The organism is Bacillus sp. 01N42_2 (genome assembly GCF_056399565.1).
Window position 1 is genome coordinate 372,433 of the sequence record NZ_JBFTRO010000003.1, and the last position, 13,637, is coordinate 386,069.

General features: G+C 47.8%; 15 protein-coding genes and 1 other annotated feature. Of the genes, 1 reads left to right on the plus strand and 14 read right to left on the minus strand.

Going from position 1 to position 13,637, the window contains the following annotated elements; all coding sequences use genetic code 11:
* Positions 1–12: 12 nt before the first annotated feature.
* From AC1DN5_RS09435 to AC1DN5_RS09480, 10 genes are all read right to left on the minus strand, one after another.
* The gene (locus AC1DN5_RS09435; RefSeq protein ID WP_366969105.1) at positions 13–858 is read right to left on the minus strand and encodes a carbohydrate ABC transporter permease; all 846 of its coding nucleotides are present in this window, start codon (positions 856–858) and stop codon (positions 13–15) included.
* Positions 859–1,800, minus strand: coding sequence for a carbohydrate ABC transporter permease (locus tag AC1DN5_RS09440; protein ID WP_366969104.1), 942 nt, complete (start codon positions 1,798–1,800; stop codon positions 859–861).
* Between the two features lie 39 nt (positions 1,801–1,839).
* Positions 1,840–3,135 carry an ABC transporter substrate-binding protein gene (locus tag AC1DN5_RS09445; protein WP_366969103.1) on the minus strand — a complete coding sequence of 432 codons (1,296 nt, stop codon included), beginning with the start codon at positions 3,133–3,135 and terminating at the stop codon, positions 1,840–1,842.
* Positions 3,136–3,139: 4 nt separating this feature from the next.
* Complete coding sequence (locus AC1DN5_RS09450; RefSeq protein ID WP_366969102.1) at positions 3,140–4,342, minus strand: sn-glycerol-1-phosphate dehydrogenase; 1,203 nt, start codon at positions 4,340–4,342, stop codon at positions 3,140–3,142.
* Positions 4,339–5,145 (minus strand): HAD-IIA family hydrolase, encoded by an 807-nt coding sequence (locus tag AC1DN5_RS09455; RefSeq protein ID WP_436627800.1) that lies wholly within the window; start codon positions 5,143–5,145, stop codon positions 4,339–4,341. The genes AC1DN5_RS09450 and AC1DN5_RS09455 overlap by 4 nt, the downstream gene beginning before the upstream one ends.
* Positions 5,123–5,812, minus strand: a complete 690-nt coding sequence (gene araD, locus AC1DN5_RS09460; protein ID WP_095241514.1) for an L-ribulose-5-phosphate 4-epimerase — start codon at positions 5,810–5,812, stop codon at positions 5,123–5,125. Before araD ends, AC1DN5_RS09455 begins: the two co-directional genes overlap by 23 nt.
* Positions 5,805–7,490, minus strand: coding sequence for a ribulokinase (araB, locus tag AC1DN5_RS09465; protein ID WP_366969100.1), 1,686 nt, complete (start codon positions 7,488–7,490; stop codon positions 5,805–5,807). Before araB ends, araD begins: the two co-directional genes overlap by 8 nt.
* Position 7,491: 1 nt before the next feature.
* Positions 7,492–8,985: an L-arabinose isomerase gene (araA, locus tag AC1DN5_RS09470; RefSeq protein WP_366969099.1), complete on the minus strand. Its 1,494-nt coding sequence runs from the start codon at positions 8,983–8,985 to the stop codon at positions 7,492–7,494.
* Positions 8,986–9,163: 178 nt separating this feature from the next.
* Positions 9,164–10,126, minus strand: coding sequence for an arabinan endo-1,5-alpha-L-arabinosidase AbnA (locus tag AC1DN5_RS09475; RefSeq protein WP_366969098.1), 963 nt, complete (start codon positions 10,124–10,126; stop codon positions 9,164–9,166).
* A 143-nt stretch (positions 10,127–10,269) separates the two neighbouring features.
* Positions 10,270–11,355, minus strand: coding sequence for a M42 family metallopeptidase (locus tag AC1DN5_RS09480; RefSeq protein ID WP_016938631.1), 1,086 nt, complete (start codon positions 11,353–11,355; stop codon positions 10,270–10,272).
* Between the two features lie 183 nt (positions 11,356–11,538).
* Here AC1DN5_RS09480 and AC1DN5_RS09485 point away from each other — a divergent pair, with 183 nt between their 5' ends.
* Positions 11,539–11,931, plus strand: a complete 393-nt coding sequence (locus AC1DN5_RS09485) for a hypothetical protein (RefSeq protein ID WP_016938630.1) — start codon at positions 11,539–11,541, stop codon at positions 11,929–11,931.
* Between the two features lie 13 nt (positions 11,932–11,944).
* On the opposite strand, the gene AC1DN5_RS09490 is transcribed toward AC1DN5_RS09485, so the two are convergent.
* The 4 genes from AC1DN5_RS09490 to infC are packed head-to-tail and all read right to left on the minus strand — an operon-like array spanning position 11,945 to position 13,392.
* Positions 11,945–12,208 carry a DUF1294 domain-containing protein gene (locus AC1DN5_RS09490; protein WP_016938629.1) on the minus strand — a complete coding sequence of 88 codons (264 nt, stop codon included), beginning with the start codon at positions 12,206–12,208 and terminating at the stop codon, positions 11,945–11,947.
* 58 nt (positions 12,209–12,266) lie between these two features.
* Complete coding sequence (gene rplT, locus AC1DN5_RS09495; protein WP_007613019.1) at positions 12,267–12,626, minus strand: 50S ribosomal protein L20; 360 nt, start codon at positions 12,624–12,626, stop codon at positions 12,267–12,269.
* Between the two features lie 31 nt (positions 12,627–12,657).
* A complete protein-coding gene (rpmI, locus tag AC1DN5_RS09500; RefSeq protein WP_003152493.1) occupies positions 12,658–12,858 on the minus strand; it encodes a 50S ribosomal protein L35 in 201 nt (66 codons plus the stop codon).
* Between the two features lie 12 nt (positions 12,859–12,870).
* Complete coding sequence (infC, locus tag AC1DN5_RS09505; RefSeq protein WP_071543361.1) at positions 12,871–13,392, minus strand: translation initiation factor IF-3; 522 nt, start codon at positions 13,390–13,392, stop codon at positions 12,871–12,873.
* A gap of 58 nt (positions 13,393–13,450) precedes the next feature.
* Positions 13,451–13,581, minus strand: a sequence feature (ribosomal protein L20 leader region).
* Between the last annotated feature and the right edge of the window lie 56 nt (positions 13,582–13,637).

Here is a 13,637-nt window from a genome sequence, read left to right on the forward strand (position 1 = left end):
TCCTCCCTCTCTCTATCCCTTCACTCCGCCGACTGTCAGGCCGGAAATAAAGTATTTTTGGAAAAACAAGAATATGATAATCACCGGCAGTATCGCAAAAACGGAACCGGAGATCAGCATGTCATAGTTGTTGCCGTACGGACTCAGCAGCCCTGACAGTCCGATTGGAAGCGTAAATATTTCTTTCGACCGAAGCACGATCAACGGCCATAAAAAGTTATTCCAGCTGTTTAAAGATTGGAGAATGATCATTGCTCCGAATGCCGGTTTCATGAGGGGCGCCATAATTCTGAAGAAAATTCCGAATTCCGTGCAGCCATCCATTCTCGCTGAATCGAGCAGATCCCTCGGAAGGCCGAGTGCGTATTGCCTGAAAAAGAACACGGCGACAGGCGACACAATAAACGGCAGAATCACCCCCGTATAAGAATCAATCAAATGAAGCCCCACCGTCAGTTTAAATAACGGAAGCATCATCACTTCCAGAGGCACCATCATAATGATCAGCACAAGAACGAAAATAACATTTCGGCCTTTAAACTCGTATACACCGAGTCCGTAGCCGATCATTGAGGAAAAAAACAGTGTGAGAACCGTGGTGAGAACGCCGAGCAGCAGGCTGTTAAAAAACCACTTAAAATAAATGCTTCCCCCGTTGAACAAATACGTGTAGTTATCAAAGCTCATCACATCCGGATCAAGACGCAGATTCAGTCCGATGCGCATCAGCTCAGATGACGGCTTTAATGAACCGAGCAATAGGCAGATCATCGGAAAGATATACAGCAGGCTCAGCATGATAAAAAACAAGGTAAACGCGACTCTGTACACGGAAAACATGTGATTGTTACGCACCATCTATCCCTCCCCTTTAAACGAACCGGACAGTTTCAGCGACACAAGGCTGACAAGTAAGATGACAAGCAAAAGGACAATTCCGATGGCGGCCCCGTACCCCATTTCGTTGTACGCAAGCCCCTGCTGATATAAATAACCGACAAGCGTGAGGCCGATATTGCCCGGGGAATTATTCTGCCAAAGCACATAGCTTTCCTCAAACATTCTGAAACCGCCGATCATACTGATCGTTAACACATAAACCGATACCGGCTTTAAAAACGGGAGGGTAATATGCCGGAACTTTTTCCATGTACTCGCCCCGTCAATTTCAGCCGCCTCATATAATTCTTTCGGCACGTTTTGCAATCCGGCCAGAAAATAAAGAATGTTAATGCCCATCCATCTCCATGATGCAAGCAGCACCATTAAAAACATGCCGGTTCCTTTGTTATTGAGCCAGTTTTGAGGCGATACGCCAAGCTTCATCATCAGCTCGTTTGCCAGCGACGTATTCATTTCTCCGAACATCAGCCGGAATATAATCCCCGCGACGATCGTCGATGTCAAAGCCGGTACGAACAGTGCCGATTTAAACACATTTCTGAATCTGACGAGCTTCGAATTCAGAATCACCGCCAAAAGAAGCGGCACCGGAATCAGCACGATCAGCGTCCAGAAGGTATATTCCAAGGTATTAAACAGTGCGGTGTAAAAGGTTGGATTAAGAAGAGAGGTGTAATTGGAAAACCCGACAAATGCAGCTTCTCCCGGCAGTATCCGCTGAAAGCTCATGATACACACGCTGATGATCGGATACAAAAAGAAAACGAGAAACGAAATGATAAAAGGCGCCGTAAAAAGATAAGGCGCCGCTTTTTTGGAATACAGCACATTGCGCCGGCGCGGCTTCTTCCGGGCTGCGGAAACGGTTTGCGCTGTCTCTGTCTTTACAGGTCTCATAAAAGCTCCCCCGCTTTCTCCGTTAAAATGGGCGGCTTCTTATTTTTCCAATTGCTGTGCCGCCTCGTCCAAGGCTTCCTTAGGTGTTTTTTCCTGCGTCTTCAGCGCATCGAACAGCACCTGTCTGACGACGAGATCAGCCGCTTTAGAGAAGTCTTCATGCAAATAAATCGGATTGATCTCATCTTTTACTTCAAGGAGCGTGGAAAAAATGGATGTACCGTTCCGGAAGAAATCCGTGTACTTATTTTTCTCCTTCAATTCTTTTGAATCCCACACGTCCCAGCGGAGCGGATCAAAGCCGAGCACCGTCCACAGCTTAATATTTCCTTCCTTTGAACCTTTCGCAAATCCGAGAAATTCTTTCGCAAGTTTCAGATGTTCAGCCTGTTTCGGTACGACGGTGGCTGTTCCGCCCAAGCCCGCTGATCTGTCGCCGCCTTTTTTCCAAGCCGGCATAGGGTAAATCGCCATTTTTCCTTTTAAATCAGGCATATAATCGATAAACCGTCCCATGTACCAGATGGGCATCAGCACTGACGCTGCCCCGCCCTGATTCATAAAACCGTAGTATTCTTCACTGTGATGGCCGCCGCCGGGAGCCGGCAGAAGGGTTTTATCATTTACCATGTCCTTTAAGTCATTCAATGTGTCTATATTCGTTTTATTGTTCAGAATCAACTTTCCGTTTTTGCTGAAGTAGCCTGATCCTTGCTGCGAAATCACGGAAAGAAATGTGGCGGAGTCATTTGTTTCAACCGTTCCCATCGGTTTCCCCGCGATTTCGCGCACTTTTTTCCCCGCCCGCCGGTAGTCCTCCCATGTCTTAATCGATGCGGGATCAACGCCCGCCTTTTTCATAATATCCATGTTGTAAAACATCACGGTCGTCCCTACATGTGTGTCAAGGCCGTACAGTTTGCCGTTTTTGCTGTATAAGGCCAGGCGCGCTTCCACAAACTTATCGCGGTCTTTTTCAATCAGCGGAGTCAGATCGGCAAGCGGGATATCCTTCCCCTTCAGAAAATTCGAGAACCGGCTTAATTCCACGTCGGCAATATCAGGAAGCCCTTCGCCCGCGATCAGGGAAACGGATAGATTATCATGCATTTGTCCATAAGGATAAACAACGGTATTCAGCTTAATTTTGCGGTCCGGGTATTTCTGATTCCATTCTTTGGCCATTTCCTGATAAAACTGTTCGTGCAGTCCGTTAAACGTCCAAAATGTCAGCTCCGTTTCTCCCGCCCTGCCGGCAGTCCGTTCTTGTGAACAGCCGGCGGTAAATAATAAGAACATCATCAGCGCCAAACATGCAGCGGTCGTTTTTTTCATGTCATTACCCCTTCCGCTTCAGGCCGTGCGGCGAATGATGTGCAAAGAGCGCGATATTTTCATTTATGATGGTTAAGCCGGTATAACGGTCTCGCAGTGTGTGCGCGTGCTTAAGGGCGTCGCTGACAAGGTCCTGTTTTACACCGATTTCATCAAAACTGGCGGGACCTCCGGCAGATGTGAGCCACCCGGCAATTGTTTTGCCGTCAGGAAGCCCTTCATATGCTGATTGAACCGCCTCGCGAAAGTGCGGCGGAAGTTCTGCAAGCTTTTCGTGACAGGCTAGATCTTTGTAAATATCACTTAGCACCGCGCACGCGCAGCCCACCTTCGCACCGTGGAGAATCGGGGGCTGTTTCGTCTTCAGCAGTTCCATCTCAATCCAATGCGAGATGTGATGCTCTCCTCCCGAGGCGGGACGGGAGTGATCAAGGGCAAGCATGACAAGACCCGAAACGATCAGCGCTTCCATCAGGATGCGAATGCCGGCCTCTGTTCCCATGGCAATGTCAGCGCGGTGATCAATGCACTGCCAAAGCGCGTCTTTCACAAGTTTCGCCCCGGCTTCTGAGTACGGCTCATCCGCAAGCCTATGGGAGATCTCCCAATCTGCCAGCGAAGTTATTTTTCCGAGCATGTCTCCGAAGCCCGCAGCTGTCATTACGCGCGGCGCTTCTTTTAATAGATTCGTATCCGCAAATAAGGCGATCGGCGCTTTCGTCTGAATCGTCGTTTTGATGCCGTTTAATATGAGCGGCGCTCCAGCCGATGTAAATCCGTCGACTGAAGGAGCGGTGGGGAATGAGATAAACGGCAAACCGCGCTGGCAGGCGGCAAACCGCGTAATGTCGTGAATCGTTCCTGACCCGGCCGCAATGATGACATCCGTCTCTTCCGCGATATTGATCAGCGTATAGATCAGTGTCCTTTCATCAGCCGCAGCGGTTCCTGTTTCATGCTCCGGAATGATGATCTTTGCCGCTTCGATCCCGCCGGCCTTCAATTCGTCCGCAAGCATCCCTCCCGCCGCTTCGTCAGTGTTCCGGTCACAGACGATCGCCGGATGTTTCCAGCATTTTTTTTGAAGAAATCTGAAAAGCTCTTCTTTTGCATCCGCTCCGATGATGATGTCTTCTATTTGAATAGGAGAGCGGCTGCCTCCTTCCCTATTAAACTCGGATTGAATGTCCGCCGGAGAAAGTTTCATAAAAGGATTCCCCCCTTCGCTAATTCTGTCAGGTCTTTAATAGAATCGAGCACGATGTCAGGCTCATAGAGACGCGTCTCCCCAAGTTTTGCCGATCCCGTCAGAACCAACACGCTTTTCATCCCGTACAGCCTTCCCATTGCGATATCTGATTCGAGGCTGTCCCCGATTATTGCGCATTCTCCCGGAGAAAGCCCGAGCGCTTCACATGCTGCCTCAGCCATCAGCCAAGACGGTTTGCCGACGACAAGCTCCGTTTTTACTCCGGCAGATGCCTCAATGGCCCCGATCATTCCCGCAACGTCCATAGCATGGCCGCCTTCATTCGGAAACGAGCGGTCCCGGTTCGTGGCGATGATGCGCGCGCCGGAGGAAGCTGCCTGAAAAGCGAGATTCAGATCCTCATAGGTGACAGTTTCATGCAAAGAGATAACAAGCCAGTCTGCCGCCTGCGGTTTTTGCGCCATAGTGACACCCGCTAAAGCGAGTTCATCAGTCAGCCCTTTCTCTCCTAACACCCATACCTTTGACAAAGGATAATGCTTCTTTAAAAATGATGCCGTCACACTGGAGGACAGCACGATGCTCCGTTCATCCGTGCGGATACCGGCACCAAGCAGTTTCTTTTGGCACATGGCTCTTGATAGATTGCCGCGGTTGCTTAAAAAGACAACGGCTTTGCCCAGGGACTGAAGGGTATGAATGGCTTCTGTTGCGCCGTCAATCAGCTCCTGCCCCCTGAATACGGTTCCGTCTAAATCAATCAGAAACCCGGATGCGTCAAGTTTGGCCATAATAAGCATTCGCCCCGTGTTTTCTGTAAAAATGCTTATCATGCAGCACTCTGTCTATCGGGCTGAGCTGTTTGTTCAGCATAAGCGAATGGTAGGCCATTTCCGCCACGGTTTCGAGCACTACAGCGTTATGCACGGCATTCAGCGCGTCCGTTCCCCAGCAGAACGGACCGTGGCTGTGGACGAGAACACCCGGATTTTGTTCATACGATTCATTTTGAAAGGTTTCCGCTATGACTTTGCCTGTATGATATTCGTAATCTTTCACAATTTCTTCTTCATACATTTCCCTCGTACAGGGTATAGCGCTTTCAAAATAATCCGCGTGGGTCGTTCCGAGCGCGGGAATGTCTCTGCCTGACTGCGCCCAGCTCGTCGCCCAGCGGGAATGCGTATGAACGATTCCGCCGATAGCGGGAAAGGCTTTATACAGATAAAGATGGGTCGGCGTGTCAGAAGACGGCTTCAGCGAGCCTTCCAGAATGTCTCCGTCCTCATTCAGGACGACCAGTTTGTCTGCGGTCAGCTCACTGTAATCGACACCGCTCGGTTTAATGACGATTCTCCCGCTTTCTCTGTCAATGCCGCTGACATTTCCCCATGTAAACGTGACAAGATTATGTTCCTCAAGCTTCAGATTGGCGGCGAGCACTTCTTCTTTTAACGCTTCAAGCATGGCGGCTCTCCCCTTTCGCGAACTCACGGTTTTTAATGGCTTTCAGGCGTTTCATGACATTGTTTTCTTTGCCGAAGTAGTGAACGAGCTCTTTGTATTCCGCATATAAGCTGTCATAAATCTCAGCTCTTCCCCGATTCGGGACATAAGAGCCGTCTTTTAATTTCCCCATATGTGTGCAAGCCTCAGCAATATTGGAGAAACCCCCGTTTTCCCGTCCCGCAGCGAGCGCTCCGAAAATCGCGGAGCCCAGTGCCGGCGCCTGCGGAGACCCGGATAATTTAATGTCCATATTTGTGACGTCTGCATAAATTTGCATGATAAATGGATTTTTCTCAGCGATTCCTCCGGCTGCGTGAAGCTCCTCGACCGGTACGCCGTTTTCGCGGAACGTTTCGATAATCATCCTCGTTCCGAACGCCGTCGCTTCAATCAATGCCCTGTAGATTTCTTCCGGTTTCGTGTGCAGCGTCATGCCGAGCATCATGCCCGTCAAATCGGCGTCCACCAAGGTTGACCGGTTTCCGTTCCACCAGTCAAGCGCGAGAAGACCGCTTTCCCCCGGAGCAAGCTCTGCTGCTTTTTCGCTTAAAAGCTCGTGAATATCGATCTGTTTTTCCTCGGCTTCCTTCTCATAGTCATTCGGAACGCACGTTTTAACAAACCAATCAAAATGGTCGCCGACACAGGACTGCCCCGCTTCATATCCCGCATATCCAGGCAAGATGCCGTTATTGACAACTCCGCACATACCGGGGACGATATGTTCTTCCTCACCGAGCAGCACATGACAGGTGGACGTTCCCATGATCATCAGCATTTTCCCCGGCTCTGTAATGCCGACCGCTGGCACTGACACGTGAGCGTCAACATTGGCGACGGCAACGGCCGTCCCCGGCAAAAGCCCGGTCAGCTCCGCCATTTTTTCGGTCAGTCCTCCTGCCTTTTCTCCGACTGAATAAATGGTTCCGCTTAATTTATCATTTGTAATCGTTTTCATTAACGGGTTGAGCCTTTCGAAAAAATGATTAGGCGGATATCCCGTCTCCTCATTCCAAATTGCTTTGTAGCCGGCCGTGCAGTTGCTCCGCTTCAATGAACCGCACAATTGATAGACGATCCAGTCTGCCGCTTCCACAATCCGATCTGCCGCCTCGTATATATGCGGCGCTTCTTCCGCAATTTGCATGATTTTCGGGATCATCCATTCGGAAGAAATTTTACCGCCGTATCTTTTGAGAAATTCTTCTTTTGTGTCTTCGGCAATCGCGTTCAAACGGTCTGCATGCTTTTGAGCCGCATGATGCTTCCACAGCTTCACATAACTGTGAGGCTCCCGTTCAAATTCCGGAAGCATACAAAGCGGCTGTCCCGCGCCGTCTACCGGCAAAATGGTGCAGGCCGTAAAATCAATTCCTATGCCGATCACATCTTTTGGATCAGCGCCCGACTGCTGAAGCAGGCTCGGAATCGCCGTTTCCAAAACTTCAATATAATCGGCGGGATCTTGAAGCGCCCAGTCACGAGGGAGCTTTTCCCCCGTTTTCGGCAGCGTACGGTCGATAACAGCATGAGTGTATTCTTTGACCGCGGATGCGATTTCTTCTCCTGTCCGGACATTGACAAGCACCGCCCTGCCGGACAATGTGCCGAAATCTACACCAATTGTATACGCCATATCAATTTCCTCCCAGCCGGTATAATGCGTCATTCCACTTCAGCTCTTTTTTCAGCTCGCGTATTTCGGTATTGCGGGAAATAAAGATGCTTTCAATGCCTGCCATTTCAGCCCAGTCAAGCATCTGTTCAGCCGTAAGCCGGAAGGACATACAGGTATGATGAGCGCCTCCCGCCAAAATCCATGCTTCCGCAGCTGTTTTCAGCGATGGCTCAGGCTTCCACAGCACCCGCGCCACAGGCAGATTCGGCATGTCATGTTCAATTTCCATGCCTTCCGCTTCATTTAGAATGAGACGGAACCGCCCTCCGATGTCAATGATACTTGCGATGATGGCTGAACCGCCGATTCCGTTAAAGACCAATCGGGCGGGATCTTCTTTTCCCCCGATTAAGAGAGGATGGACTTCAATTTTCGGCCGATCAAGGGCAATTGTCGGACATACTTCAAGCATATGTGATCCGAGAATCATCGCACGCCCCGGCTCAAAATGGTACGTGTAATCTTCCATGAAGGAGGTTTGTTTTCCGTCCGCCATTATTTTCATCATTCGCACCAAGGCAGCCGTTTTCCAATCGCCTTCGCCGGCAAATCCGTACCCTTTTTCCATGAGACGCTGAACGGCAAGCCCCGGAAGCTGCTTCATTCCGTGCAGCACCTCAAAGGAGGTCGAAAACGCTGTATATCCGCCCCGTTCGAGAAAAGCCGTTAACCCAAGTTCGATTTTCGCCTGTTCTTTAATGGAAGAAACTTTTGCTTCATCCTGTTTCGTTTCGTCGCTGATGACATACAATTTGTCGTATTCTTCATAAAGCGCTTCAATTTCTGCATCGGTGACATTGTTCATCACCTCGGTAAGATCGCCGATTCCGTACCCGTCAACCTGCCAGCCGAATTGAATGTGGGCGCCGACTTTGTCTCCGTCAGTAACGGCTACATTCCGCATGTTGTCGCCGAACCGGGCTACTTTAATATGCCTGCTTTCATTCCAAGCGGCAGCAGTATTCATCCATTGTGAAATGTCACGTTTAACTTCTTCATCATCCCAATAGCCTGCAATGACTTTTCTCGTCTGCCCCATTCTTGACTGGATATATCCGTATTCCCGGTCTCCGTGGGCGGATTGGTTGCTGTTCATAAAATCCATATCAATCGTTTCCCACGGAATGTCGCGATGATATTGGGTATGCAGATGAAGCATCGGCTTTTGAAAGGCGGAAAGACCTTCAATCCACATTTTCGCCGGAGAAAATGTATGCATCCACGTGATGATCCCGGCGCAGTTTTCTTGATATTGGGCTTCCCGCAAAACCTCTCTGATTGTTTCAGATGACGTAACAACCGCTTTATGCCTGATCTTGTATCTTGATGACACCCCGCTGAGACCGTCACATATCCCTTTTGCGTGTTGATCGACAAGCTGAAGCGTTTCCTCTCCGTATAAGTGCTGGCTTCCCGTCACAAACCAAAATTCATATTCTTTGTTCTGAAGCACATTCATTTCCCCTTCCTGTCAAAATAAAGCGCTTGCATTTAAAAATATACGTATAAATTAAAATATTAAACTTTTAACTTTTTATTTGTACGAACAATTTTATTATAGTTAAGGAGGAATCAAACTGTCAATCTTTTATTGCAAGTAAAAAGCCGGACACACATGCCCGGCTGCTCAATTAATAGGATGGCCACCCTGAACTCCAATCGATATCATTGATGAGCATCTTCGGGATTCCGCTGTTTTCGGCATCATACGCATGGCGCACTAAAATATTTCCGTTCACAATGTCTTGGCCGCCCGGGCCTTTCCAGCGGTCATTGCCGGAATCAAGAATCGTCCCTCCGCCTTCTGACATGCTTTTCCCGCTTTTATCAAGATATGGACCGGTGATGCTTTTGGATCTTCCATAAGCAATTTTGTACGTACTATTCACGCCTGAACAGCATTTATCAAACGACACCATTAAGTAATAGTAGCCGTTCTGATAGGTGATGGCAGGCGCTTCCAAAGCTCCTCCGTTATTCGGTCTTGAGGCGATGGAATAAAGGGATCCGGTCGGTTTCATTGTGTTTTTATCAAGCTTTGTCAGCTTAATGCCGCTCCAAAAAGAACCGAAGGCAAGCCAAGGGTTTCCGTCTTTATCAATTGTCAGCTCCGGATCAATTGCATTGTAGTTATTGGCGCTTGTTGAACGGATGACGATCCCTTCGTCCTTCCAGTTTCCCGAACTGAGGCTTGTAGATGATGCAAGACCGATCGCGGAGGTATTTTTGCCGAATGAAGAAACGGCATAATACAGCCAATACTTTCCGTTAAAATATTGAACATCGGGGGCCCATTGATTCAGCCCGTAATTCGGCACATAATTGCCCCACCATGACAGCGGGGAAGTAAAAATTGATTTCTGAACGGTCCATACGCCGCCGCTGCCCGCCTTTAAGACACGAAGTCCCCTCTCACCTTCCAAACCGGTTCCGAATGCGTACCACGTGTTTCCTTCTTTCGCCATTGTCGGATCGTGCAGCAATTCATTCGACGCACCCCAAAACGCGGCAGATGCAGGAGATGAAGACAGCAGCAGCCCGGCTGTTACGGCTGCGCACGAAAAGCGGATCATGCGTTTGAATCTGTTTTTCATTTCATAACCCCTCCCTTTTTAAAGCGCTTACAAAAAAATATTCTGTAATATTTTTCTATGTCTTTTCTTATTGTAGCCATCGTAATTATATTTGTACATACAAAAAAAGAATCTGCTTGAAAAAAGCAGATTCTTCCGTATCATTATTGATATGTAATACGGTCAACCGTTTCCCGGTCTAATTTTTTAATTACTTCTGTGATCAATTTTACCGTATTCTCATAATCATCCCGATGCAAAATAGCGGCATGAGTGTGAATGTAGCGCGTTGCGATCGTAATAGACAGCGCCGGCACTCCGTTTGCGGTTAAATGAATGGAACCTGAATCCGTCCCGCCCCCGGCAATGGAATCGAATTGATACGGAATTCCCGCTTCTTCCGCCGTGTTTACGACAAGGTCGCGCAGCCCTTTGTGAGAGACCATAGATGCGTCATACAGAATAATTTGCGGCCCTTCGCCGATTTTACTTTGCGCTTCTTTTTCAGAAATTCCCGGTGTATCTCCGGCAATTCCGACATCCACACCGAACGCGATGTCAGGCTGGATGGTATGCGCCGCTGTTTTAGCCCCGCGCAGCCCGACTTCTTCTTGAACCGTTCCCACTCCGTATACTTCATTCGGATGATCGCTGTTTTTCAGATTTTTTAATACATCGATGGCAATCGCACAGCCGATACGGTTGTCCCATGCTTTCGCCAATAAATGTTTTTCATTGTTCATCACTGTAAATTCAAAATACGGCACAACCTGGTCACCCGGAAGAACGCCCCATTCCATTGCTTCTTCACGGCTGGACGCCCCGATATCGATGAACATCTCTTTGATATCGGCGGCTTTTTTTCTGGCGTCAGGCGGTAAAATATGCGGCGGCTTCGAACCGATGATTCCCGTGATGTCTCCTTTTTTTGTCACGACGGTGACGCGCTGGGCCAGCATCACCTGAGACCACCAGCCGCCGACGGTTTGGAAGCGGAGAAAGCCTTTATCAGTGATTTGCGTCACCATAAAACCGACTTCGTCTAAATGCCCTGAGATCATGATTTTCGGGCCGTTTTCTTCGCCGGTTTTTTTGGCAATTAAGCTTCCCAGCCGGTCGGTTGTGACCTCATCGGCAAATGGTTCTATGTATGATTTCATCACTTGTCTTACTTCTCTCTCATTTCCCGGTATCCCTTTTGCGTCCGTTAACGCTTTCAGCATGGTGAGCGTTTCATCTAATTTTGTCATCAATAAACCTCCTTTTTTTCACTACCCTTCTTATTATACAGAACCGATGCAGAAGCATACGATTAATTCGCCTGAAAAACGGGTAAATGTTTTTATCTATTTCTTTTAAAAAAATGAAACCTTTTGTTTTGTTTTTCGTATTACATCAGATCATGACAAAGGTGAGGAGGTGCCTTCACACAGATGGCCATTACAGTATTCAGGATTGTCTTGCTTGCACTTCTTATTTATTTTATTTACATGGCGGTCAAATTCTACGCAAACCCGAAGAGAAGGCTCAGACTGGCACAATCAAAAGAAAATTTTTATTTTATTGATGAACAGAAAAACACGCGAAAAAATCTCCAGCTTACTTATAAAGGAGTGCTCTTTGAAGGAGAGAAGCATATCCCTTCCAAAGACCATCCGCTGTTTATTCATACGATATTTGTATGGACTGAGACTCCGGAAAAGCTGAGCAGCTTTTCTGCAGATGATTTCGAAGAAGTTGAGAAAAAGGTATTGGAGCGGTACCCGAATTGCAAGATTGATTGGGACCAGCCCATTAAAAAAGCAAAAAAAGCAGGCGGGCGCTGAGCCCTCCTGCTTTTTATTTATCATTCAAATAGATCACCACAAGGGCGGCTTCAACGAGAAAAAGCAGCGGCACCCCGTATAAAAAAGCTTTGTGCTTTGTCTTATGCCTGAAGGTGCGCATGCCGAGCCATACGCCGAGTGAGCCGAACATGGCGGCTGTGAGCCATATCCGTTTCTCTGATATTCTCCATCTGTGCGCTTTCGCTCTTCTTTTATCAGCGCCCATGATCCAAAAGCCGTATCCGTTTATCAATACGGCATAAATGAAGAGAGCCATTAATTGTCACCCTTTACGTAAAAAAACCGCTCCCGGAAAGAGAGCGGCTTTTTTCAACTTACTTGTCTAACTGTGCTTTAGCAGCATCAGCAAGCTGATTGAAAGCAGTAAGGTCGTTTACAGCAAGATCAGCAAGCATTTTGCGGTTTACTTCGATGCCTGAAAGCTTAAGACCGTGCATTAAACGGCTGTAAGAAAGACCGTTCATACGAGCAGCTGCGTTGATACGAGTGATCCAAAGCTTACGGAAGTCACGTTTTTTCTGACGACGGTCACGGAAAGCGTAGTTTCCAGATTTCATGACCTGCTGGTTTGCTACTTTGTATAATCTATGTTTTGAACCGAAATAACCTTTTGCTAATTTAAGAACCTTTTTACGACGCTGACGCGACACAGTTCCGCCTTTTACTCTTGGCATTATATTTCCCTCCTAATTGTTCCTTGTCCGATTACTTGATGTTAGCAAGCTGTTGTTTGATACGTTTGAAGTCTCCTGCGCTTACAATAGCACCCTTGCGAAGCTTACGCTTTTGCTTTTGGGATTTGTTGGCGAATAAGTGACTTGTATATGCATGAGAACGTTTTAACTTCCCAGAACCTGTCTTTTTAAAACGTTTAGCAGATCCGCGGTGAGTTTTCATTTTTGGCATGGGATTTCCTCCTTATTGCTTTTCGTTTTTCGGCGCGAGCATTAAGAACATGCTGCGGCCGTCCATTTTTGGTTTTGTTTCGACTGTCGCAACTTCCGCACATGCTTCAGAGAAACGGTCCAATACGCGCTGGCCGATTTCTTTATGAGTGATTGCGCGCCCTTTAAAGCGGATAGAAGCTTTCACTTTATCGCCTTTTTCAAGGAATTTAATCGCATTGCGCAATTTCGTGTTAAAGTCATGCTCATCGATTGTCGGACTTAATCTAACTTCTTTTAAGTTAATGATTTTTTGATTTTTGCGTGCTTCTTTGTCCTTTTTCTGCTGCTCGAATCTGAACTTACCGTAGTCCATGATGCGGCATACAGGCGGTTTTGCATTTGCTGCAACTAACACAAGGTCAAGATTTGCGCGGCCGGCGATTTCAAGTGCTTCCTGACGGGACTTGATGCCGAGCTGATCGCCATTTTGTCCGATCAGACGAACTTCACGTGCACGGATACCCTCATTAACCAATTGATCTTTGCTAATAATGAGCCACCTCCATAGTTTCTTCGAATTGATTCACAACGCGTTTTGACTGCATTCTGCAGGCAAACAAAAAGTGCGGGCATGACAACACACCCACACTACGAACATCTGCATAAATAAAAATGTACGGTCAACCTGCCAACTACATGAATGTGTCAATCAGGTGAGAAGCGGGTGCCTCTGCTTGTGATTTATATTCAATTCAATAACTATTCTACACAATACCGGAACGTTAGTCAAGAATGACT